Origin of the sequence: Gardnerella sp. 30-4 (assembly GCF_001641215.1) — a bacterium.
Lineage (GTDB): Bacteria > Actinomycetota > Actinomycetes > Actinomycetales > Bifidobacteriaceae > Bifidobacterium > Bifidobacterium leopoldii.
Map to the genome: position 1 here is coordinate 1 of NZ_LXJL01000003.1, position 24,210 is coordinate 24,210.

The window sequence follows — 24,210 nt, forward strand, 5'->3', positions numbered from 1 at the left end:
ATTTAAAACATACTCGTATTAAATCAGATACGATATTTGCTAATAAAAATACACAAATGTTTGTAAATCTCACTTATATAAGCTCATTATTGCTAAGCCACTTCATTGCAAACGCGCCTAACGGAATTCTTAACCAGTAGAACATAAGTCTATACAGAAGGGTGGCAGACAAAGCAACTGTTGGAGGAACACCTACAGATGTAAAAGCGAAAGTAAGAGAAGCTTCGACAGCACCCAAGCCGCCTGGTGTAGGCACTGCCGACCCAGCAGCGTTAGCAAGTAAGAATAGTAAGATTGTTTCCCAAGGATTTGCGTAATATCCAAATGCAAGTAAAGAAATCCAATAACCCAATCCAATGCATGAAACAAGCACAATAGCACCGAAAGAGCCCGCAATAAGTTGCATAGGATGTGAAATAAGTTCCTTAATTTGACGACCGTAATCAGATAATATTGGCAAATAATGTTTGCGAATTGTTTTACGAGCGGACGGGATAACCATTAAAACACAAACTATAAGAGTGATTATTCCAATGAAAGTAATGAGCATATGAGTAGGAATCATTCCAGAAAGCACATTTTTACCGGTGAAAATGCCTATAGAAAGTAATACTAAAGTTGTCATTAATGCTTGAATAAGCCATACTGCACTAGTAATTGCTGTAGCTTGAGCCGGAGTGTACCCGTTTTTCTTTAATAATTGCATATTTACAAATGCAGGACCAACACCAGCAGGCATAGAAACTGCTGTGAAACCAGAAGCTGCTTGAGATGCAAACAAAACATGTGCAGAAGGTTTTTGATCATCCATGAATGAGCCGAGAGTAATTGCAGATCCAATCCAAGCAAACATGCTGCAAGCAAAGCACATAAATACCATTACATTATCTGCGTGACGCAAGGCAGCAAATATTTCCTGAGGATGCCACTGTGTAGCGATAACAGCAACAGCAACAATTGAAAGAACTAAGCTAACAAAGAAACGTATATTGAAACGAGCTAAACGCACAGTATCATAATCTTCTTCATCTGTGCTTAAAGCAACTGTTTCACTTAGCTTATTGCAAAGATTTTGGAAAACTTTTTTATTCCAAGATGGCAAAGATCTCGTAGAAGCAGGAATAGCGGCTTTTTGCATAAAAGGCAATAGCGCAGATAACTTTTCTACACCCCATGTGTTAATAGCAGCTTTAAGAGCAGTGTCAATATCTGTGCAAGATGCAATAAGCGTTAAAAGCTGAACTTTATCAAGTGCAATATTTGTATCATCGCTGGCAACATCGCCATTTTGCCAACCTGCAATAACTGGGGTTCCATCTTCAAGCCTAGCAATAGTTTCAGGAGTGATGCGTCTATGCGTAATACCGCGAGTATTAGCCGCATCGACATAACGCATTAATTTTGCTGCATCATCAATAGTTAAAGTGTTCAAATTACAAGGCAGCAGAGCGTTAGAAGCATGAAAAACCATTATTGAAGATTTATCACTGTCGCTTACTCCATAAACATTCGCTGTTGGTAAATGCATATTTCGTAAAACAAGAAGCATAGAAAGATGGTGATGAACAGAATGCCTAGCAGAACGATCTCTACGAGTCGGTATATCTACTAAACGCACCCACTGCCATAATTGATTTAAATAACCTGGTAAATGAACTTGATTATCTAATACTGAAATTACATAACGTATGCCGTGAATGTCTGTTGCATCATACAATCTTGAATTTTCAATTAAATCGTCATCAAGACTTGAACGAAGAACTCCAGTATGATCAGCTTGCTGAGTTCTACGAGTTAATTGAGTAAGATTATCTATGCCAATATTTTTTAAAGCAAGAACAATATCGTCACCCCAAGCACCCTTACTGCGTGTGCCTTTTGCGAAACGAATAAGCGTACCAATTGCTCTTCCTAAGCAGCATGATACAAGAACAGCGGAGTAGGAGTCCCAAGATGAAAATAGAAGTATTGCTGTAACAATGAATAAAGCATTCCAGCCCCACATTACATGCTTATATTCGCGTCTAGGACCACTAACTGTAAGAAAAGCAACTAGAACAGCGTACATGTCTGGAAGCAAATCAGCCCAAGCGTTATTGGACCGCATTTGTAAAGATTCAATCAAAGCTATATTGTGTGTAGAAAATATCGCAATAGATAACAGCCATACTGAACCATAACTTATAAACAGTGTAATAACAGAAATAGCGGTATCAATCCAACGCCTGTCAGAAACCATGTGTGCAATAACTTCTGCAACAACAATGAGAGTAAGACCTTGCTGTATCAGAACAAATGAAAGATTATTAAAAGATAACCCTATAATTTGAGTAGCACTTCGTGCATCAATCTTCATAGCATCAGCCGTTGCTGACAAACACATTGACGACAACAAAGTAAAAACGCCAATTACAACTGATGATATTGCATACAACAAATCAGCCCAACTACGTACTAAGCTAGGCTGAGTATCTTCAATAACAAGATTTGGATTTATGCTAGATTGCATCGCTTTACCGTCTACTTAATCAATAAAGTCCACCAATCGTGAAGCAAATCCAGTGTAAGATTCTGGTGTCATTGCTTGCAAACGAGCTGCAGTATTGGCATCAAAGCTACGAGATTTAATGAATTCTTCTACGTCACTTTGTGAAATATGGTGACCGCGCATTAATTCTTTTACTTGCTCATATGGTTGTTCCATACCAGGTACGCCAGCAATTTCTTCAGCACGCATTGCTGTTTGAATTGGCTCTCCAAGAACTTCCCAATTTTCGTCTAATTCTTTTGCCATAAATTCTTTATTAGGATGAATAGACTTCAAACCGCCTAAAAGATTATTCAAAGCAAGAAGAGCATAACCGAAAGCTGAGCCAACATTCCTTTGAGTAGTAGAGTCTGTAAGATCACGCTGCCAGCGGCTTTCAGTAAGAGTTGCACATAATGTGTCAAACAGTGAGCAAGAAATCTCAAGATTAGCTTCAGCGTTCTCAAAACGAATAGGGTTAACCTTATGAGGCATAGTAGAAGATCCTGTAGCTCCCTTTACAGGAACTTGCACAAAAATACCCCTAGAAATATACATCCATACATCAACTGCAAGATTATGCAAAATATGGTTTATGTGACTTACAGTGCTATAAAGTTCAGCTTGCCAATCGTGGCTTTCAATTTGAGTTGTTAATGGATTCCATTGAAGACCCATTCTATTTTCAACAAACTCTTGAGATACGCTAATCCAATCAACTTCTGGGAAAGCAGCTAAATGAGCTCCAAAAGTTCCTGTAGCACCATTCAACTTTCCTAAATACTCTTGATTATCAAGATGACGAAGTTGACGACGCAAACGATATGCAAACACTGCCAATTCCTTACCCAAAGTAGTTGGAGTAGCAGGCTGGCCATGAGTTAACGAAAGCATAGATAAATCTCTATATTCGTTAGCATTCTTAACTAAATAATCAACTATCGCTTCTAAATTCGGACGATAAACGTTTAAAACAGCTTGCTTTACGCAACGCGCAATAGAAAGATTATTAATATCTTCACTTGTGCATGAAAAATGCACTAAAGTTTTTAAATTTGAAAGCTCAGTAGCATGACCAAGCTTATTCTCTGCTCCGTCTAACGCATCGTCAATGTAGTATTCAACAGCTTTAACATCGTGATGAGTAATAGCCTCATGCGCAGCATGACGAGCAATTCCCTCAGCATCAAAATTTTCAGGAATAGAACGCAAATATGAGCATTCTTCATCAGTTAAAGGATTAACACCCTTAACAATTGGCTGGAATTGATTGGCTTCATAACCATTTGCGAGAAGAATCATCCACTCAACTTCTACACGCATGCGCTCGCGATTTAACGCAGGTTCGCTTAAATATTCAACGAGTGCGGATGTTTGATTATGATAACGTCCATCGAGAGGAGTCAGAGCTATTGCAGGAGAAATATCGGTAAGCTTCATAGTTTAAGGTTACATCATGCTGCGAATTAGCTTAATTTTACTCAATAAGAATTTAATTATTTTATTTTTTCATTATTCCTTGCCACAATGTAGTACTTTGCAATTTGCCATTAATAGTATTCTGAAAATGTCGATCTTGCTCGCGCACACTTTTAGATCCGAGTTGAAGAGCATCTTCATAAGCTGCAGTATGGTAATGCAAATCATGAGTTAAAGTTCCTTCTTCTGGAACATCATTAACGAATATTCCGTCATTATCGAATTTTTTAATCGAATATTGTTTGCCAGAAAAACGCGTGACTCCAGGAGGTAAAGAACGCTTAGATTCTTTAACATGAATTGCATGCCCATGAATAGTCACCCAATTATTTCTACGAGGATTCTCCTTGCCATCTAAAGATGGTACAATCTCATCGTCCATCTCAATACTAGTAACCCAAGTCTTCTTGGGAATTGGATGATTTGCAATAGGAGATCCAGCAGTAACAACATGCTGTATGTTGTACTGTTTAGAGTAATCGCTTGCAATGCTTGCTGCAACAATGCCTCCCTGAGAATGGCCTACTAAAGCAACAGGCTCGTTAGGTTTAATTCCAGAACGTTTCATAGCTTCTACAACCATTCGAGTGCTATCAGCTTGTTTTCTCATTAAAGAACTATGACTCATTACTTCTGCGTTTTGTGCCCAACCAAAAGGAGAGTGTGCTTTACCGTCAGTTCCTGGAATTATTACTAACCATGACGAACTGCCATCGCTGCGCTTAAAACGTTGAATTGCAATAGTAGCAGCATCTGGATTAACAAGTGGTGGCCTAACGCCCAAATTTCCGCTTCCAAGTTCCGTTAAATTTTCTAAAGTTTCAAGCAGATTACGTCCAGGTCTAGCAAGAACAGATCCAGGTTTTCTCCACGTCTCATTTACTTTAGTGAGAAGTAAATTATTACCTTGCTTTCGATCATTAATAGGCGCGCTTACGAAGCTAAGAGCACTAGAAATAAATGGAATAGCTTGTGATAAATATTTTTGAGCATTGGATAAAAAGTTTAGTGAGGTTTCACGCTCTTTTTTATTTATGGGGCCTTTCGCATTTCCGGCAATAAATATTGGCAAACTTGTAATAGGATTTAAAATAAGGTGCTGCGATAAACCTCGAATAATTCCTTGTTGCATACTCTTAGTTGCGTAGGACCATTTAGCAAGATATTGGAAACCTGAATGATTTTTATCATCTTGTTTGACAGCAAGACTTGCAGACAATAAAACGTGTAAAGCAAAAATAGGGTTTGCAAGAGCCAGGAAAGAAATTTTATTGTCTAACTCGTCTTTTGCACGAAATTCTGCATCTTCATATAAATTATTTGCTCTTACAATAAGAAAAGCAAGATTTTCTAAATTTTGAGACATTAAATAACATTTATGAGCATACTCATGACATATGCTTTCAGTTAAAAATGATTGCGAAGAATCATGAATATATGCTCCTGATTCTTTTTGTATACCATAATTTTGACCGGCAATAACCATCGCTGCATTAAGCCATAAATTTTTTAGCGTAAGCAATTCTTTAGCAATATTGTTGAGTTTTCTGGAAAAACTAATATACGCTTCTCTATCAGCAACGCTAATCGTCATTCCACCTACAACAGAGGACTTAACTTTCCAAGACATACTATATTCCTCCGCGAATGTTATATAACGCATACGCTTGTGCGGAAATATTTTTCATACTATGACGAAAATGTTCGGCTGCAAGCCCTTGCCAATCTTCTAATTCAGTCGCTGCGGATTCTGCTATAACGCAGCGAGCGCACTCTTGAGTGCGTTGTATAAGCCATTGCCATTCGTAATATGTGTGCATAATCGTTATTACACACGTTCATTAATAAAAAGTCACTAAAAAATATTCAATGTGGTTAAAAGGTTATTCAATGCTTATTGCTTCGCTTATAACCAATCTTGAAGATTTAATTATCAAGGCTTATTGCTGCTTTCATCAGTTTTAGTACGTTTTTCTGTCTTTTCTAAACCTTGCTGGTCTTCTTGATCCTGTGAATATTTAGAATCCACATGATCGTTCTGTTTTAGCAAGTTTTCAACTTTATTGCGCTGAGTATTGTCCAACTGAGGCTTAGACGAATCTGACTGCTTTTTATCTTTAGAAGGATTGTCAGAATTATCGTTTTTAAAATGATTGTTATGCTTTTTCGGTTTCTGTTGCTTATTAGTATTGTTTTGATTCTGCTTTAATTTTTCTGTTAACTTTCGTGATAATTCAGCATTTTTGTCAATACTACTTCGAAGTTGAGGAAGCAGCATCATTTCTTGAGATTTAGCATCATCAAATTGAGCATCAGTTTGCTGTTGCTGAGTTAAAAGCACATTCTTGTCGCTATCGATACTCTTGGAAGATTTTATGTTAGAAATAAGGCTATCAGTAGCAGCATTATATGCGTATTGTGCTCTCCAATTTACGATAGCAAAATACGCTATTAATATCGCAATAATCAAGAACAAGAATGTAACAATGCGAATAATTGTGCGACTAGACATGTGCTTCATACTAATTTCCTTGAAGTTATAAACCACGACATTAATTCCCAAATTAAAAGTATCGACGCAAATATTGCAAACGGCCAAATAATTGGTTCAGGTCTCAAACGAGGCTTTGCTGTCTCGTTCATTCTCCATTGGTGTGAAAGAATTGGTTTTGCTTCGTCTCCAAATGTTACATTTAAAGATGAGTGCATATACTTGCCGCTAAGCTCATCGGCAATATTTCGTAAGTTCTTTTCATCAAGCTTTGAAATGCCAGGATTGCCCGTAGCAGGATCAATAACCCATTGATTAGAGGTATTGTTTTCGCTGTAGTCGTCAAGTTGCAGCTGTGTTTTTTCCAAAGGTATTTTAGCTCCTTTAGATGAGCCTATTCCAATAACAAATGCGTTAGTAATATAAGCTCTGAGCGATGAAAATGTGCGGCGCTTCCGTTGAGTTGTTTCCTCACCGTCGCTTATAACATACAAAACTGTTGTGTCATCTGGATGAGCATCATGTATAGCTTTTGCAGTAAGCAAAGTTTGATCTATAGGTGCGTCAAGACTAGTTCCAGTAGCTACGCTAGTTGGCTCAGTTCGTAGAGTATTTATCCAATTGTCAACTGCTCTAGCATCAGGCGTCAATGGGACATCAACAGACGTAGAAGCACCAAAAGAAATAGCAGCAAAACTTGAGTTAGCATAGGATTTTGTTATTTGATGAATAATATTCCTTGCTGCTTCAATACGCTCAATCTTACTATTTTTTGCATAATCAGCGTCTTTTGCTCTCATTGAACCTGTTATATCTAGAGCAATAATCACGTTTGTTGCATTTACTGCTCTTTGTAAAGTTGAACGCATAATACTTGGAGATAGCACGCAAATTATTAGCATTATACATATGCCAATACGTCTTAATCTCATGCAAAAAGTTTCATCACTTGATTCAGGTTTCCTGCGTATAGGCACAATTTCAAAAAACATTGCTGCCAACAAAACCAATATTGCAATAATCGCAATAATCCAACCATATGATGGAGAAAAAACCAACTGACCTGCTTGAGAAGTGTCAGAAGCTTCAATTTTAGCGTGTGCAAACAGTAGGGTAGTAGCAGAAAATAGTGTTGTTGTCATCGCTTCATCTTCTTTGCAATAGCTAGCCAAATCACAACGCTAAACACAGTAAACAAAACCCAAAGACCAGGATCGTCACTAAATGCAGACTGAGCAGCGCCTTGAGGAATTGCTGTATGTCTTTTTTCAATTTCTTTTACTAAATTAATAACGGAATCAGAATTGCGTTGAGACAGGAAAATTCCACCATGAGATTCAATAAGCTGTTTCATTTCTAATGTAGTGTCATCATTCTCATTCTGTTTTGCGCCAGAATATAACCCATCGACAGTAATTTTAGCCTGCTTTGTTAAATCTAAAGCTTGCTTTAATGAGTAAGTTTGTTTTCCAGAAACAACATTATCTGTAGCAAGAACAATAGAAGAACTTCTATTAAAACGGCTTTGTATTTTATGGTTATTATGAGCAGAACCATAAATAAAACCTGGAAGCATTGCTGCGCAACTAACTAAACCGTCTCCAATAAGCGATGTTGCGTTTTTGCGATTTTGAGTTCCTTCAAGCCAGTCAGAAATTTCTTGATATTGACGTTGTTGTAAACGATTAATGCGACTTTGCGATTGAACTCCGCCAAGCAAATTTGCAGCATATTGCAATTGTTTTTTAGCCAATCGATAGTCGTCAGTCAGTGGAAAAACTGTCCTAGATGTGGAGTTAAAAATGCTCAATCCAATGCGTTCACCCTGAAAATGCTCAATAAAATTAAGATACGCTTGAATCACTTCGCGATCATATGGTAGAGCAGAACCTGAAACGTCTAAGCATAAAACAATGTCTCTAGAACTAACTTGCTCGTTCGCATTAAACACTCGTGCTGGTCTGGAAGCAATAGCAAGCGCACTGCACAAAGATACTACCAATGCAGCCGTAGCAAACCTTCTAAACATTCGCCACATATACCATGAATGACTAGTAGTAGTTCCTTGTAGATCATTGTCAAAAGTAAAAGTATAGAATTTTCGCGTAATATTACTAGTTTGACTCTTATACTTCTTTTTTAAAATATTGCTACGAATGGAATCTAAAATTAGTAAGACAGCAAAAATTGCTACAGAAACAACAACACCTGCAACAAAAAGCAGCGGCCATTGCCATCTCCATGGCCATATGTATTCCCAAACATTATTACTCATCAACGTTTGTCCTTCGTTTGCCAGCCTTCAAGCAATACTAAAACCCATTCAGCAGCCTGCTCAACAGTAGTATTTCGCGCTTGCTCGTTTGCTTTGCGATCAGCAAATTCTGGAGGATACAAAGCAGATATTGTTTGGCGTAACATATCAGCACCTTTTTTATTGCGCCATTTCAAACGCAAAGAAGCCAATTCTCCCAAAGTGTGAGTTTGAATATCTTCACCGCTCATCTTCGAAATATAAGATCTAGCAATAGACGCCAATTTTGCACAAGCCTGATCTTTAGTAAGTTCATTGTTATGATACTTCTCAACAATCGCATCAATATCTTTACGCCAAGCTTGTTTGTTTACATTATGAACGTGAACTGCTTCTGTAGAATTGCTACTTTCAGCTAATTTCTTTGGCTTTTTAAAAGAAAAATATAAAACCGCAAAAGCAATAAAGATAACAACAAGCGATGCAGAAAGTAGTATTAAAAAAAGCGTTTCATCATGTAAAGGCTTTTGAATATCTTCCAGGCTCATTCTATTCAACCTCCTTGCTAAATGAGTCAGCAAGATAATTTGTACGGCTCACTTTTTGCGCAGAAATATGGAAAACTTCTTCACTTGAAGAACCATGAATTATTGAAGATTGAACACCAAGCAGCATATCGTATAAAGCGTTTATTCTAATATTTCTACGAGCTTCAACTTCATTTTTATTTGATTCTTTTTTCAAAAACGCTGGTACTTTACGTAAAGTAATTCCATCAAATATTTGCAAATCAATTGCAGAATCAAAAGGATTAATAGGAGAAATAACAATAACAACAAGCTTATGGTTTTGCGTAATTTTGCGCAAAGATTCAGCGTTATGAGCTTGTAATGCATACTCATCAGTTATTAAAACTACCAGACCATTATTGTCAATATTTTTTAGTAGCGAAGTAAGCAACGCATCAATATCTCTGGTATTTTTACGAGTATTAAGCAACGTATAATCTAGATTTCGCTCAAAATCAGAAAAGTTGCTGGCAGCATGAACATTGATAACATTTTTTCCATCTGCACACAACAACGAAACAGCATCATGACGTTTTAAACTCAAAGACGCAAAAAAGCATGCAGAATTAGACGCAACTTCATACAGAGATTCTCCAGAAACACAAGCTCCATTCATATTTATGCTTGTATCTAAAGCAATCCAAGTATGAGAAGACGAAGTACGCTCTCTAGAAGACACCATAGGCTGTCCAGTTCGAGCGCTCGCAGACCAGTTCATCATGCGAGCTTCATCTCCTGGCTGCCATGCGTGTATGTCAATAACATCACCTGTGCCAAAACGCCTGTGCGAAGGATGGTCTCCCTCTAATAAGCCTAAAGCTTTACGCGCAATAGGCAAATCAATTCGCTGATCCAAAAGCTCAATTTTGCGACGCACGGCTTTAGCAGGTTCAGATAATACTAACCGCTTCGTACGCATCATGGCACAGGAACCGTCTTAACTAATGCATCAATTACTTGATCTGTAGTAATAGAATCAGCTAAAGCTTCAAAAGTTAAAAGTATGCGATGCCTTAACACTTCATGCGCAAACAATTTAATATCTTCAGGTATCACATAATCGCGTCCAGAAAGTAAAGCGTGAGCTTGAGCAATACGAATAAGTGCAATTGATGCACGAGGGCTAGCTCCCATACGAACCAATGAATTAATCGTAGGAAGTGGATGCGTACCTTCACCGCGAGAAGTGGCAACAAGATCAACTACATACTTCATAACTGCTTCAGAAACGTGTATGTGACGCGCTGCAGTACGCATAAAAACAACATCTTGCAAACTTATGCGTTGAGTATTTAGCTTTGAAGGATCAACGACATCCGATCCTCGTTGAGTAAGTAATTGCAGCATACGAACTTCCTCGTCAGGATTAGGGTAAGTCATAACTGCTTTTACCATAAAACGATCCATCTGGGCTTCTGGAAGATTAAATGTTCCTTCTTCCTCAATTGGATTTTGCGTAGCAATAACCATAAATGGTTGAGGCAGAGGAATTCTTTCGCCTCCAATAGTTGTTGCTCCTTCTGCCATAGCTTCAAGCATTGCAGATTGAGTTTTTGCGTTTGAACGATTAATCTCATCCAACAAAATAACATTTGCATGGATAGGACCAATTTGCGTAGTAAAACGTTGGGAAGCAAAATCAAAAACTTGAGTACCAACTAAATCTGCTGGCATTAAATCCGGAGTACACTGCACACGACGGAAACTCCCTGACATAGCTGTTGCAAGAGTTTGAGCAGCAGTAGTTTTTGCGAGACCTGGTACTGATTCAATAAGAATGTGTCCGCCTGCAATAAGAGTAAGGATAAGAGACTCTCGTAAAGCGTCTTGACCGACTAAGGTTTGTGCAAAACGTGCGCGCAAAATATTTGCAATTTGTTGGCAACGACGTATGTCATCACTCGAAATAGTTGCAGTAACTTGCGCACTTGTATTAGAAACAGCAGACGGCTGAGGTACAGCTGATCCAATGCCAAGCTTAGAAGCAATTGAAGTTTTATCGGTTAACGGTTTCTTCTGTGGTTGCGGTGGAAATAATGCCATAAGAGACATTTTAACCGATATGCAGTACTGACATGTTCAAAAATGGCATTTTTATTGTCTTTATAAGATAATTTGCAATATTTAAGACAATTAGATTTCTTGAGAATCTAGGGACCAATTAATTGGCGAAACTCCCATATTAATTAAGGCCTGATTAGCTCTTGAAAATGGATGCGATCCAAAGAATCCTCGCATTGCAGAAAGAGGGCTTGGGTGCGCTGATGTAATAAGAGTTGCATTCGTCAGCAAAGGAGCCAAACTTTGCGCATTACGACCCCATAAAATAGCTACAAGCGGCAATGGATTACCATTGCAATCAGTTCTATTGTTTAATGCTCGAATAGCTGCATCGGTTACAGGCTCCCAACCTTTTCCTTGGTGGCTATTTGCCTTACCAGCCTCAACAGTTAAACATCTGTTAAGAAGCATCACACCCTGCCTGGTCCACGGTGTTAGATCTCCACTCTTTGGAGTTTCTACGCCTAAATCGTTTACTAATTCTTTATAAATGTTTATGAGACTTTTTGGCAGTGGGCGCACTTTTGCAGCTGTGCAAAAACTTAAGCCTACTGGATGGCCCGGCGTTGGATATGGATCCTGGCCAACAATTAAAACTTTAATGCTTTTTAGTGGAATAGAAAAAGCACGCAAAATATTGTGGCTAGCAGGAAGAATATGATGTCCGCTTTCTATCTGCTCTCGCAAAAATACTCCCATTGCGCGTATTTGTGGCTCAACTGGCTTTAATGCTTCAGCCCAATCAGGATCCATTAGCTCGTTTAAAGGTTTAATATTTTGAGGATTCATATTGCTACTGTATGTCAAGGCATACCATAAAAGGAAATTAATCAAATTTTCTAAATTTGTGCTTTGTGCTAAGCATTGGATAATATAGATTCATTGTTGTTTAAATGATCTTTTATAAGGAGTGCAATTATGGCGCGAAATAATCAGAACGTGTCGTATACGCCTGATGCTTTTGATGAGCCACCAGAGGGACCAGTTGGAGTTCATCGTGGAAATCCTGCGTGGTATGCCGTAATACTTCCTTATTTTGTTGCATTAATCATTGCGGCGGTTGTTGGCGTTTTGGTTTGGGCTATTGCTTCTGGTGAAATCTCACATCTTCCGTTGTCTTGGAACCATCAGCAACAATCATCTCAATCAACATCTCCTGCTAAGCCTTCTGAAAACAAAAAGTCTGCTAAAAGCGACGAAGATAAATCTTCTGAAGACGAAGATGATGACGACGATAATAATAAATCTGAAGAAAATAAATCAGATAAGAAAGATGCTGATGACTCTAAAGATAATTCAGCAAATGATTCTAAAGCACAAACTTCACTGGACAAATCAGTTGCTGTGAAAGTTCTTAACGCAACCAAGATAAGCGGTCATGCTGCTGCTGGCGCAGATAAGTTAAAGCAAGCAGGATACGCAAATGTGACAGCTGGAAATCCAACTGGTAAAGTCCCAAGCGAATCTGTTGTTTGGTATAAAGACGATTCCCAAAAAGCTGCAGCTGAAGATATTGCAAAGACTTTAGGTATTAGCGCTGTCGAAAACGAAAAAGAAATCGTTTCTCCGATTGTAGTTGTGCTTTGCAAGTAATATTTTTCGCATAAAAATAACCGGTTAGAATTATTTCCAACCGGTTTTTGTGTATAAACGCCAAAAAAGTTGGCACTCGGGTACATAGAGTGCTAATCTTCAAATTAGCACTCAAGCCTTGAGAGTGATAATAAGCAGCTGACGGCTTATTACTCAAGATTGCAGTGAAAAGTCCATAAATAACGTATGTGGAGGAATAATGGCAAAGATTATTGCCTATGAAGAGGACGCCCGTCAGGGTATGCTCGCAGGTCTTGATAAGCTTGCAGACACTGTTAAGGTTACACTTGGTCCAAAGGGTCGAAACGTTGTGCTTGACAAAGCCTACGGCGCTCCAACCATTACTAACGATGGTGTTTCTATTGCTAAGGAAATTGATCTTGAAGATCCATACGAGCGTATTGGCGCCGAACTTGTTAAAGAAGTAGCTAAGAAGACTGATGACGTTGCAGGCGACGGAACCACAACTGCTACTGTTTTGGCACAGTCTTTGGTGCATGAAGGTTTGAAGAACGTTGTTGCAGGAAGCAACCCAATTGCTCTTCGTCGCGGCATTGAAAAGGCTGCTGAAGCAATCGTTAAGGAATTGCTTGCTTCTGCAAAGGATGTTGAGACCAAGGAACAGATTGCTGCTACTGCTACGATTTCTGCAGCTGATCCTGAAGTTGGCGAAAAGATCGCTGAAGCTTTGGATAAAGTCGGTCAGGATGGTGTTGTTACAGTTGAAGACAACAACAAGTTTGGTCTTGACTTGGACTTCACTGAAGGTATGCGCTTTGATAAGGGTTATATTTCCCCTTACTTCGTCACTAACGCTGACGATCAAACTGCTGTTCTTGAAGATCCATACATTTTGCTCACTTCTGGCAAGGTTTCAAGCCAGCAGGATATCGTCCACATCGCTGAGCTTGTTATGAAGTCTGGTAAGCCATTGCTTATTATTGCTGAAGATGTTGATGGTGAAGCATTGCCAACGCTTGTTTTGAACAAGATTCGTGGAACTTTCAATACTGTTGCTGTTAAAGCTCCAGGATTCGGCGATCGTCGTAAGGCTATGCTCCAGGATATGGCTATTTTGACCGGTGCACAGGTTGTGTCCGACGATCTTGGTTTGAAGCTTGATTCAATCGATGCTTCTGTTTTCGGTCATGCAGCTAAGGTGATTGTTTCTAAGGATGAAACAACTATCGTTTCCGGTGCTGGCTCAAAGGAAGATGTTGATGCTCGCGTAGCTCAGATTCGCGCCGAAATTGAGAACACTGATTCTGATTACGATCGCGAAAAGTTGCAAGAGCGTCTTGCTAAGCTCGCTGGTGGCGTTGCTGTTATTAAGGTTGGCGCTGCTACTGAAGTCGAAGCTAAGGAACGCAAGCATCGCATTGAAGATGCAGTTCGTAATGCTAAGGCTGCCATTGAGGAAGGTTTGCTTCCAGGCGGTGGCGTAGCTTTGGTTCAGGCTGCTGCGAAGATTGAAAAGACACCAGCTATCACAGAGCTTAAGGGTGAAGAAGCTACAGGTGCTGCAATTGTGTTCCGTGCTGTAGAAGCTCCAATCAAGCAGATCGCTCAAAACTCTGGTGTTTCTGGAGACGTCGTTCTCAACAAGGTACGCGAACTTCCAGAAGGCGAAGGCTTCAATGCTGCAACTAACACTTACGAAGATTTGATGGCTGCCGGCGTTACTGACCCAGTTAAGGTAACTCGTTCTGCTCTACAGAATGCAGCTTCTATTGCTGGTTTGTTCTTAACCACTGAAGCTGTTGTTGCCAACAAGCCTGAGAAGGCAGCTGCTGCACCACAAGCTGGTGCCGACATGGGCTACTAAATAAAAAAATAAAAGTGGCTCAAAAGTCTAAAACTTAATAGTTTAAGTAAATGGCGGCATGCTCAATGTAAGCGTGTCGCCATTGACTTTTTCATCACATTAATCAGCTCATCCCAAATAACGAAGTAGCTTGCGTTTCAGCATCAAGATACACTCCTGATGCATGTTGCATAGCTTGCTGAATTGCTTCTAGCGATTGTTCCATTTGTTGTTGCGCTGCTCGCCATTGCTGAGCGGTCGACGCAAATCGTGTAGCCGCCGATCCAGTCCACACGCTTTGTAATTGCTGTAAATTGGCATACATCCCGTTGACTGCATCTCTAATTGCACTAACCGAGGTTCCAACGGCTGCCGCAGCCTGCTGAATTTGCTCTGAATCAACTCGAAATTGTGCCATATTTCCCCTCCATTTGTTTTGCGTCTAAATAAACGCTTCTTTATAAATTATTTTTGCGAAACATTTCACATAAATTAAGCAAAGATTTTTATAATGCTACTTTTACTTGTGTGATGTCACGCTATTATGAATATATGCCATCAAAAAAGTACGAAAAAGATTTATGCGCCAATGTGGTTAAAAGCTTAGCTTGCACGCGCGTTGCAAATTTTAACTACCAGCATCTTCACTCAAAACTATTTTTAGCTAAACGCGTATTGCTTTTATTAATGGCATTTTTATTTAGTTTTTCTTTTATTCTTCCAACTCTTCCAATAAATTCGCTCATATTTTCACCTTTAAATGGAGTAAATACAATTAATGCATATGCTGAAAATAATGAGCAAAATTCTGGAATAGTTGCAACAGACTCAATAACAGACACAGAAAATTTGCTTGGGGATTCTGTCAGTAAAGTTGCTGACATGATTGAGACAACAAAAAAGCGTACAGGAGTAAATGTTAGGCTCTTATATTTGTCTACTTTTGGAAATACAAAAAATCCATCAAAATGGGCTAGTGATTTGTTGATTAGTACGCTTCCAGCTAAAAATACTGTGCTGCTTGCAGTAGCAACTCATGATGGAAGATTAGTTGTAGCTGTTTCGCCTAATTCCGATGAATGGCTCAAAAATAAAAATACTGTAGACTCGTTATCCGATGCAGCTTATAAGCCATTAGTAAGCACAACTGGAACGCATTGGGATCAATCTGCAATAATGATGATGAAACAAATAATGCGTGCAAAACGTACGTCAACAACTTCTTCTGCAAGTCTTATTTCTACAATTATTATGCTATTAATATTGTTGGCATTATTCTCAATAGTCGCGATTATTCTGTTTAGAAAGAATCGCATACAACGTCAAGTACTTGCTGGTGTTAGAAAAGCTCGTAGAAGGCACGCTCGTCACAGGTAGACAAAAAATATTCGATAACTTGTTTTATTTTCAGCAATTATTCAGGAAACATTCAGCTTGATAAGTGATGCTAATCAATATGAGTAAGAACGTTGAAGCATCTATTGTCGTGGTCGATGACGAGCCATCAATCCGTGAACTTTTGGTAGCATCTTTGCATTTTGCTGGGTTTGAAGTAGAAACTGCTGCATCCGGCTCAGAAGCTGTTGAAGTAATTGAACGAGTAAATCCGAATCTTATCGTTATGGATGTTATGCTCCCAGATATTGATGGTTTTACTGTTACGAGGCGTATTCGTCAAAATGGAATTAAAGTTCCTGTATTGTTCCTAACTGCAAGAGACGATACACAAGATAAAATTATGGGTCTAACCGTTGGTGGAGATGACTACGTTACAAAGCCATTCAGCTTGGAAGAAGTAGTGGCAAGAATACGAGCAATTCTTCGCAGAACACAAGAACCTGATGAAGAAACTCATATTATAAAAGTTGCGGATCTTGAGATTAATGAAGATTCTCATGATGTAACTCGATGCGGTATGCCAATCGAACTTAGCCCAACTGAATACAAACTACTTCATTATCTTATGGACAATGAAGGTCGAGTTCTGTCAAAAAGCCAGATTTTGAATCATGTATGGCAGTACGATTGGGGCGGAGACGCAGCGATAGTTGAATCTTATATTTCTTATTTAAGAAAGAAGATTGATGGCATTGAAATTACTGACGATTCAGGAAAGCCGCAAAAAGTAGTTCCTCTTATTGAAACTAAACGTGGCATCGGTTATATGATTCGAGAACCTAAGGCAGGTCAAGCCTGATCATGCAATCTAGTAATAATAACTACGATAATGCTGAATCAACTATTAGCAACAGTACGAATAATAACTCTAAAGATGATTCAGATGTTAGCACTGCTGGAAAAAGTGTTGCGATAGTGCTAAGCGAAAATGACAAAAAAGATAAAAAACCTCGTAAAACCTGTTGGCTACGTCGTCGCATAAATACGATACCACTGAGTACGCGCTTAGTTGCATGTACTCTCGCTATTTTAACTGTAGCTGCTTTTTGCATATCACTATCGATTCAGCAGCTCGTAGGAAATTATTTGCTAGAAAAAACTGATGCACAATTAGCCGGTCAAGCGCAATTTGTTTATGACAATGTTGATTCATTGCGCATGAAAAACTCAAATCAATCTTCAGTAGGTCCGAATAATTACTTTATGCAAGTTAGGGATACGCATAATAAGATTATTTCTACTCCATTAATACCCAAAATTAAAGGATCGATTGTTTCGGTTCCTAAACTTCCTGCAGACGGTTTTGATAGTAAAAAAATTGTTACTCACAAACCTTACACAGCACCTGCAATCGTCAGGGGAAATACCAATAAAGTCGATGCAATCACTAAAAAAGCTGCAAAATCACCATGGAGAGTTTTAGTATTAACGTGGGGTCAAAAGAATAACTATAACTCAGAGTTAAGCGTTAGCGGTTACGTCTATATTGCTTTATCTCTTAGCGATCAAATTGACACCGTTAGCACACTTACTCGTTACTGCATAATGGTAAGTATTGCAGTTATTTTGTTTGGAGCAGTATTTGCAGCAATTATTATTCAATCAGCTTTAAGACCGTTAAAACGAATTGAAAAAACAGCTTCGAAAATTGCTTCTGGAGATTTAAGCAAACGAGTTCCATCTGCTCCTGAAAATACTGAGGTTGGATCTTTAGCAGCTTCTCTTAACTCTATGCTCGCTCGTATTGAAAGAGGATTTAATGAGCAAGAAGATATGACAGAAAAAATGAAGCGATTCGTTTCAGATGCAAGTCATGAATTACGTACTCCATTGGCTGCAATTCATGGATACGCTGAATTGTATACAATGTGGCGCAACATGCCAGGAGAGCAGGAGAGAGCAGATGACTCTATTGCTCACATTAAAGCTTCTAGCGAAAGAATGACTGAGCTAGTAGAAGATTTACTTTCTTTGGCGCGTTTTGATGAAGGTCGTGGAATTAATATTTCACAGCAAGTTAGCTTGTCTCCAATACTTTCTGACGCAGCTAATGATTTACATGCTCTTGATCCTGCTAGATCCGTTCAGCAAGGCTATTTGACTATTTCGGATGAGTGGAAGCTTATGAATTGCACAAATTGCAATTTTGAGCGTAAGCTCCAATTCCATGCTGGAAAACTTCCAAGTGTTATGTTACTTGGCGATGGCGCTAGATTACGCCAAGTAATGACAAATATCGTAGGAAATATTCATAGATACACCCCTGTTGATTCTCCTGTAGAAATTGCAGTAGGAGTTATGAAGGCATCTATAACTCCAAATGAATTATCTAAATTACCTTCTGTAAAAGAATCACTGAAGGAGTTTTTGGAAGCAGCGGAAGTTAGCCAATCTACTGATACTGGTCATAAGTATGCTGTAATTCGAGTTGTTGACCATGGTCCTGGAGTTCCAGAAGAATCTTTATCTAGAATTTTCGAGCGTTTCTATATTGCTGACCCATCAAGAGCTAGAGAAAAAGGTGGAACTGGCTTGGGTATGGCAATTGCGCAATCTGTAGTAAAAGCACATCATGGTTTTATTTGCGCAACTATATCTTCTCCATCAGAAGCATCGACCGATTCTAAAACTAATCTTGATGACACTATGGATGGGTCTGAGCCGATAGATGTTAAACCTCATGGCTTAACTCTTACTGTAGTGCTGCCAGTTAATGAAATTGAAGATCCTTCTAAACTTGTTAGCGATTAAAATATTGGCATGAGTAACACTTGCGTAGGTTAAAAAAATTTTATTGCCCGCGTGTATGCGCTACAATGTAATAAGGAAACAAGTAATAATAATATTTGGTACACTATCTATAGACCTRTCKCWTATRCWSATNCNTGAYGCYKYSKRCRMTWCWSCKTGYGNARATSWSRRTKRTYKSSNGTRWSRTKWRWWAWRMMMAAWRGGCGCGTGCGTTGGTACGATACGCAGAAGGGGTACGGCTTTATTGTTGGAGATGATGGTAAGGATGTTTTCCTGCCAGCAGCAGCATTGCCAGTTACTGTAAAAACTCTACACAAGGGTACACGAGTTGAGTTTTCTGTAATTGAAGGTCGCAAAGGACCACAGGCGATGGGTTTGAATGTTATTGCAACAGCACCGTCGCTTGTCAAGGCTACTCGTCCTAAAGCCGAAGATATGGCGGCTATTGTAGAAGATCTTATTAAACTTCTTGATTCTGCTGGTAATGGTTTGCGTCGACGTCATTATCCATCAACTGCTGAAAGCAAAAAACTTGCTACATTGTTGCGTGCAGTGGCAGATAATTTTGACGTTCAGGAATAGTGTCTGGAATATTATTTATGACTGATGAAGTGATGGATCCACAAGAACTAGCTAGAAGTATAGCTGTGGAAACTTCAGAACGTACTGGTGCAGTAGGTGATTTTGTATCTTCTACAGAGCTTGGTGACGGAGTTACAGACTTTCGTTTCGTAAGCAATTTAGTTGGATATGAAGGCTGGCAGTGGTCAGTTACGTTGTATCATGATGAGGAAACGCAACGTTGGACTGTGAATGAATCAACGCTTGTTCCTACTGAAGATTCTTTGCTTCCACCACCATGGATTCCATGGAAAGACCGATTGAAACCAAGTGATCTTTCTGTAATGGATTCTATTGGCACATCTGAAGACGATTCTCGACTAGAAGATGGCTTCCGTCAAGTAAATAATATTGATGATAGTAATTCTGAAAAGAATATAGAATCAGCAAATTCAGATGATAATTCTGAGTCTAAAACTGAAGATGACGCTAAAGCTAATACTGAGGCTGAAGATAATACTGAAGCTAATACTAGCGAAGAAGATGCAGACACAAACGCAAACGCAAAAAAAGATATTAATCAAAATCAAGAATCTTGCGATGCAAATAATGATTTTGACGAAGATCTTGAAGAAGCTGTTTCAACGCTAAGACTGTCTCGCAGACGAGTAATGACTGCGGAAGCAATTTCGCAAACAGCTAAACGCTGGTACGCAGGTCAACATGGTCCAAAGTCGTTATCTACAAAAATTGCCGATGGCAAAGCATGTTCATCATGCGGATTCCTCATTCCTCTAGCTGGAAGTTTAGGCTCTATGTTTGGTGTATGCGCAAACATGTGGAGCCCAGACGATGGGCGAGTTGTCTCGCTTGATCATGCTTGTGGTGAGCATTCTGACATTGAACCACCTGAGCCATCGCAGCTTTGGATTCAATCTGAGCCCGCATACGACGATTATCATATTGACATTTTGCAACAAGCTCCACGAGATGAGCGAGCAGACGTTGAGCTTATTGAGGAAGCAATTGAAGACAGTAAGATGCATCGTCGTAAGCGCAGAAAATTAGATTCAAAATTGCGCAACAAAAAAGAAGCCTCAACAGACAAAGATGAACAAAATAATTTATCTGAACCTGATTTAATTGACAATTCAACTATTGACGAAAAATTATATGAAAATAATGATGACAAAAATCGTGAAATTGAAGTTAAAAATCAAACTGAAAAAATTGAAGAGACTGTAGCTAATGAATCTGAAAAATCTGAAAAATCCCAAAACGATGCAGATTATCCTGATTCTTCAGAAGTAAACTTGCCAGACGAAAATTCTGTTACAGAAGAAATACCGTTAACAGAAAAAATTGAAGAGCCACAAGAATCTGAAGACACTTCAAAAACTACAACATCCGCATCAATGCGATTATATAAAAGAAAATCTCGCAGACAACATAAGTAATTATGCAAGAAACGAAAATATGAACATTTAGATTCATCATTCATGATTATTGTGATGCTATGGAATGCTGTACGAATGAGTAAATATATACGACGCTTCGCGTCATGGCGACTCGTTACCATGGAATGAAAGAAAAGAACGGAAGGCAGTTATGTTTGAACGGTTCACTGATCGCGCACGACGCGTGATTGTGCTAGCTCAGGAAGAGGCTCGCTCACTTCAGCACAATTATATTGGTACTGAGCATATTTTGCTCGGGCTTATTCGCGAAGGTGAGGGCATTGCCGCGAAAGCGTTAAGCTCAAAAGGCGTAGACCTAGAAGGCACTCGCAAACAGGTTGAAGAGATGATCGGCAAAGGCACTGTTTCGCCTGCTGGTCATATTCCTTTTACGCCTCACGCTAAGCAAGTGCTTGAACTGAGTTTGCGCGAAGCTCTTCAGCTTGGTCACAGTTATATTGGTACTGAGCATATTTTGCTAGGGCTTATACGCGAAGGCGAAGGTGTGGGCACGCAAGTACTTATAAAGATGGAAGTTGATCTTGGAGATTTGCGAAGCACTACTGTTGATTTAATTCGTGGAGATAATGCTCCTAACGGTAGCGAGAAGGGCGAGTTAGCTAATGCTGGAAGTGTACAAGATAAGCGAAATCAATCCGGCTCTGCTCTTCTTGATCAATTTGGACGCAATTTAACATTTGAAGCTCAAGAAGGAAAGCTTGATCCTGTTATAGGTCGTTCTGAAGAAATTGAACGCGTTATGGTTGTACTTAGCCGACGCACGAAGAATAATCCTGTGCTTATTGGCGAGCCTGGAGTTGGTAAGACTGCAGTTGTAGAAGGTCTCGCACAGAAAATCGTTGAAGGCGATGTGCCTGAAACGTTAAAAAATAAGCAAGTTTATTCGCTAGACTTAGGTTCAATGATTGCAGGATCTCGCTATCGTGGCGATTTCGAAGAGCGCTTGAAGAAAGTGCTTAAAGAAATTAAAACACGCGGCGATATTGTGCTTTTTATTGATGAAATTCACACTATTGTTGGAGCAGGTTCTGCTGATGGAGCTCTTGGCGCATCCGATATGCTTAAACCAATGCTTGCGCGTGGAGAGCTACAGACAATTGGTGCTACTACTACTGACGAGTATCGCAAGTATATTGAAAAAGATGCTGCTTTGGAGCGTCGTTTCCAGCCGATTCAAGTTCCAGAACCTACAATTGCTGAAACTATTGAGATTCTTAAGGGATTGCGTTCTCGCTACGAAAATCACCATCATGTAACTATTACCGATGGAGCTTTACAGTCTTCTGCTGAGCTTTCTGATCGTTACATTCAAGATCGTCACCTTCCAGATAAGGCTATTGATCTTATTGATGAAGCTGGTGCGCGCTTGCGTATTAAGCGATTGACTCAGCCACCTGAGCTCAAAGAATTAAACCATAAGATTGCTAAGATTTCCGAAAAGAAAGATGAAGCAATCAAGCAGCAAGATTTTGAAGAAGCTGCCAATCTTCGCGACGATCAAGAAAAGCTCGAGAATGAAGCTGCAGAGAAGGAAAAGGCTTGGCGCGAAGGCGAGTCTAACGTCAAGATGGTTGTTGACGAAGACATGATCGCTTCCGTTGTTTCAAGCACTACAGGCATTCCTGTAGTAAAGCTTACTCAAGCGGAATCGCAGAAGCTTCTTCAAATGGAATCTGAACTTCACAAGCGTATTGTTGGTCAAGATGAAGCTGTGTCTGCTTTAGCTCGATCGATTCGTCGTGCTCGAGTTGGTTTGAAGGATCCTAAACGTCCTTCTGGATCGTTTATTTTTGCCGGTCCTACTGGAGTTGGTAAAACTGAGCTCGCCAAGGCACTCGCAAACTTCTTGTTTGATGACGATAATGCCTTAATTAGAGTTGACATGTCAGAGTTTGCAGAAAAGTATGCTGCGTCTAGGCTTTTCGGTGCTCCTCCTGGATATGTTGGATATGAAGAAGGCGGCGAGCTTACTGAAAAAGTTCGCAGAAAGCCATTCTCTGTGGTGCTTTTCGACGAGATTGAAAAAGCTCATCCAGATATTTTCAACACGCTTTTGCAAGTACTCGATGACGGTCACTTAACAGACGGTCAGGGTAGAAAAGTGGACTTTAAGAATACGATTATTATTCTTACCACAAATCTTGGTACTCGCGATATTGCGAAGGCTGCAAACACTGGCTTTACACTTGGAAATAACGCTGATTCCACGTATCAGCGCATGAAAGATCAGGTTAATTCTGAGCTTAAGCGTCATTTCCGTCCAGAGTTCTTAAACCGTTTGGACGACACTATTGTGTTCCGTCAGCTTACAGAGCCAGAAGTTCGTAAAATTGTTGACATGGACGTGAAGTTGCTTAACGACAGGCTGTTTGACCGTCACATGTCTCTAGAAATTACGGATGCCGCTAAGAATTTGCTTGCACAGAAGGGCTTCGATCCTTTGCTTGGTGCACGTCCGTTGCGTCGCGTAATTCAGAGAGATATTGAGGATACTATTTCTGAAAAGATTTTGCTTGGTGAACTTTCTGACGGCGAACACATTAAGGTGGATGCTGAAGGCGAAGGATTGCTGGGGGAGTTCACAATTAAAGGCGAAAAGTTCGAGACAATAGACACAACTGCTGTTGTTGCTACTGAAGATAGCAAGTCTGAAGAAAATAAATCTGAAGATAGCGAAAAAGAAGATAGCGCAGCTAAAGAAGATATTACTGCTAAAGAAGATAGCAATAAGAATAAGTAAAGTTACACAATAACTAACTGAATACACTAAAAGCCCGGCGCATAAATCTCGTCGGGCTTTTCTACTTATTTAACTTAAATTCATTCCTTAGTCATGCGAATATAGGATTTGAAGAGAATTTCCAAACGCTCGTCATTATTAGAGCAAGGCTTTGTGGCACCAAAAGCAACGTCTACTATTTTATCTAGCTCGTTGTGAACTTTGCGCAAATCTTGAGGCATGTATGTTGGGTCTAGTTTCTTAATTCTTGGATACAATGAAACTTTTCCTTCTGAACTCTGGAACTGTTTGCTTTTATAATATGAAACTGTTGCTTTCTGTGTTATATATCCCAACACTCATCATGTTGAGACAATCGTGTTGCTTTCCAAACTAGATTCAAAGAAATATATTAGTGTAGAACTTCCGATGGATGATATGGACTTAACAAGTGCCGAAAGTAAAGCAACCTATAAATAAATTCAAAACTATGTTTTTAAGAAGCTTGGATTTAAGGTATCTAAT

At 39.4% G+C, this 24,210-nt stretch carries 19 protein-coding genes and 1 pseudogene; 8 read left to right on the forward strand and 12 right to left on the reverse strand.

Translation table 11 applies throughout. The features are described 5' to 3' along the window. Positions 1-73: 73 nt before the first annotated feature. The 10 genes from A5294_RS00300 to A5294_RS00350 form a co-directional block, all read right to left on the reverse strand. The gene (locus tag A5294_RS00300; protein ID WP_064340175.1) at positions 74-2,509 is read right to left on the reverse strand and encodes a lysylphosphatidylglycerol synthase transmembrane domain-containing protein; all 2,436 of its coding nucleotides are present in this window, start codon (positions 2,507-2,509) and stop codon (positions 74-76) included. Between the two features lie 15 nt (positions 2,510-2,524). Further along, a complete protein-coding gene (gene purB, locus A5294_RS00305) occupies positions 2,525-3,967 on the reverse strand; it encodes an adenylosuccinate lyase (RefSeq protein ID WP_064340176.1) in 1,443 nt (480 codons plus the stop codon). 61 nt (positions 3,968-4,028) lie between these two features. Continuing rightward, a complete protein-coding gene (locus tag A5294_RS00310; protein ID WP_064340177.1) occupies positions 4,029-5,636 on the reverse strand; it encodes a triacylglycerol lipase in 1,608 nt (535 codons plus the stop codon). Positions 5,637-5,939: 303 nt separating this feature from the next. Further along, positions 5,940-6,527 carry a DUF6466 family protein gene (locus tag A5294_RS00320; protein WP_064340178.1) on the reverse strand — a complete coding sequence of 196 codons (588 nt, stop codon included), beginning with the start codon at positions 6,525-6,527 and terminating at the stop codon, positions 5,940-5,942. Further along, complete coding sequence (locus A5294_RS00325) at positions 6,524-7,639, reverse strand: VWA domain-containing protein (protein ID WP_004119495.1); 1,116 nt, start codon at positions 7,637-7,639, stop codon at positions 6,524-6,526. Before A5294_RS00325 ends, A5294_RS00320 begins: the two co-directional genes overlap by 4 nt. Next, positions 7,636-8,772, reverse strand: coding sequence for a VWA domain-containing protein (locus tag A5294_RS00330; protein WP_064340179.1), 1,137 nt, complete (start codon positions 8,770-8,772; stop codon positions 7,636-7,638). The genes A5294_RS00325 and A5294_RS00330 overlap by 4 nt, the downstream gene beginning before the upstream one ends. Next, positions 8,772-9,299: a hypothetical protein gene (locus A5294_RS00335; protein ID WP_004106752.1), complete on the reverse strand. Its 528-nt coding sequence runs from the start codon at positions 9,297-9,299 to the stop codon at positions 8,772-8,774. The genes A5294_RS00330 and A5294_RS00335 overlap by 1 nt, the downstream gene beginning before the upstream one ends. Before the next feature lies 1 nt (position 9,300). After that, a complete protein-coding gene (locus A5294_RS00340; protein WP_064340180.1) occupies positions 9,301-10,242 on the reverse strand; it encodes a DUF58 domain-containing protein in 942 nt (313 codons plus the stop codon). Beyond that, positions 10,239-11,372 (reverse strand): MoxR family ATPase, encoded by a 1,134-nt coding sequence (locus tag A5294_RS00345; RefSeq protein WP_100209141.1) that lies wholly within the window; start codon positions 11,370-11,372, stop codon positions 10,239-10,241. Before A5294_RS00345 ends, A5294_RS00340 begins: the two co-directional genes overlap by 4 nt. Before the next feature lie 81 nt (positions 11,373-11,453). Beyond that, positions 11,454-12,170 carry a uracil-DNA glycosylase gene (locus A5294_RS00350; RefSeq protein ID WP_004106746.1) on the reverse strand — a complete coding sequence of 239 codons (717 nt, stop codon included), beginning with the start codon at positions 12,168-12,170 and terminating at the stop codon, positions 11,454-11,456. A 129-nt stretch (positions 12,171-12,299) separates the two neighbouring features. Between A5294_RS00350 and A5294_RS00355 the strand changes: the two genes are divergently transcribed. Both A5294_RS00355 and groL read left to right on the forward strand, forming a co-directional pair. Next, positions 12,300-12,974, forward strand: coding sequence for a LytR C-terminal domain-containing protein (locus tag A5294_RS00355; RefSeq protein WP_064340181.1), 675 nt, complete (start codon positions 12,300-12,302; stop codon positions 12,972-12,974). 199 nt (positions 12,975-13,173) lie between these two features. Continuing rightward, the gene (gene groL, locus A5294_RS00360) at positions 13,174-14,799 is read left to right on the forward strand and encodes a chaperonin GroEL (RefSeq protein WP_004119509.1); all 1,626 of its coding nucleotides are present in this window, start codon (positions 13,174-13,176) and stop codon (positions 14,797-14,799) included. A 103-nt stretch (positions 14,800-14,902) separates the two neighbouring features. Here groL and A5294_RS00365 read toward each other — a convergent pair whose 3' ends face one another. After that, on the reverse strand, positions 14,903-15,196 hold the full coding sequence (locus A5294_RS00365; protein WP_004106739.1) for a WXG100 family type VII secretion target: 294 nt from the start codon (positions 15,194-15,196) through the stop codon (positions 14,903-14,905). A 53-nt stretch (positions 15,197-15,249) separates the two neighbouring features. On the opposite strand from A5294_RS00365, the gene A5294_RS00370 reads away from it, so the two are divergent. The 6 genes and pseudogenes from A5294_RS00370 to A5294_RS00395 all read left to right on the forward strand — a co-directional run bounded on the left by A5294_RS00370 (position 15,250) and on the right by A5294_RS00395 (position 23,706). Continuing rightward, a complete protein-coding gene (locus A5294_RS00370; protein ID WP_082851856.1) occupies positions 15,250-16,155 on the forward strand; it encodes a hypothetical protein in 906 nt (301 codons plus the stop codon). A 79-nt stretch (positions 16,156-16,234) separates the two neighbouring features. Continuing rightward, a complete protein-coding gene (locus tag A5294_RS00375) occupies positions 16,235-16,975 on the forward strand; it encodes a response regulator transcription factor (RefSeq protein WP_004106736.1) in 741 nt (246 codons plus the stop codon). Between the two features lie 2 nt (positions 16,976-16,977). Continuing rightward, a complete protein-coding gene (locus A5294_RS00380; protein ID WP_064340183.1) occupies positions 16,978-18,927 on the forward strand; it encodes a cell wall metabolism sensor histidine kinase WalK in 1,950 nt (649 codons plus the stop codon). Positions 18,928-19,083: 156 nt separating this feature from the next. Next, positions 19,084-19,509 (forward strand): annotated as a pseudogene (locus A5294_RS00385) (cold-shock protein). Between the two features lie 17 nt (positions 19,510-19,526). Then, the gene (locus A5294_RS00390; protein WP_064340184.1) at positions 19,527-20,945 is read left to right on the forward strand and encodes a DUF3027 domain-containing protein; all 1,419 of its coding nucleotides are present in this window, start codon (positions 19,527-19,529) and stop codon (positions 20,943-20,945) included. A gap of 151 nt (positions 20,946-21,096) precedes the next feature. After that, a complete protein-coding gene (locus A5294_RS00395) occupies positions 21,097-23,706 on the forward strand; it encodes an ATP-dependent Clp protease ATP-binding subunit (RefSeq protein ID WP_064340185.1) in 2,610 nt (869 codons plus the stop codon). 80 nt (positions 23,707-23,786) lie between these two features. Here A5294_RS00395 and A5294_RS00400 read toward each other — a convergent pair whose 3' ends face one another. After that, positions 23,787-23,963, reverse strand: a complete 177-nt coding sequence (locus tag A5294_RS00400; RefSeq protein ID WP_231880161.1) for a type IIL restriction-modification enzyme MmeI — start codon at positions 23,961-23,963, stop codon at positions 23,787-23,789. Positions 23,964-24,210 lie beyond the last annotated feature (247 nt).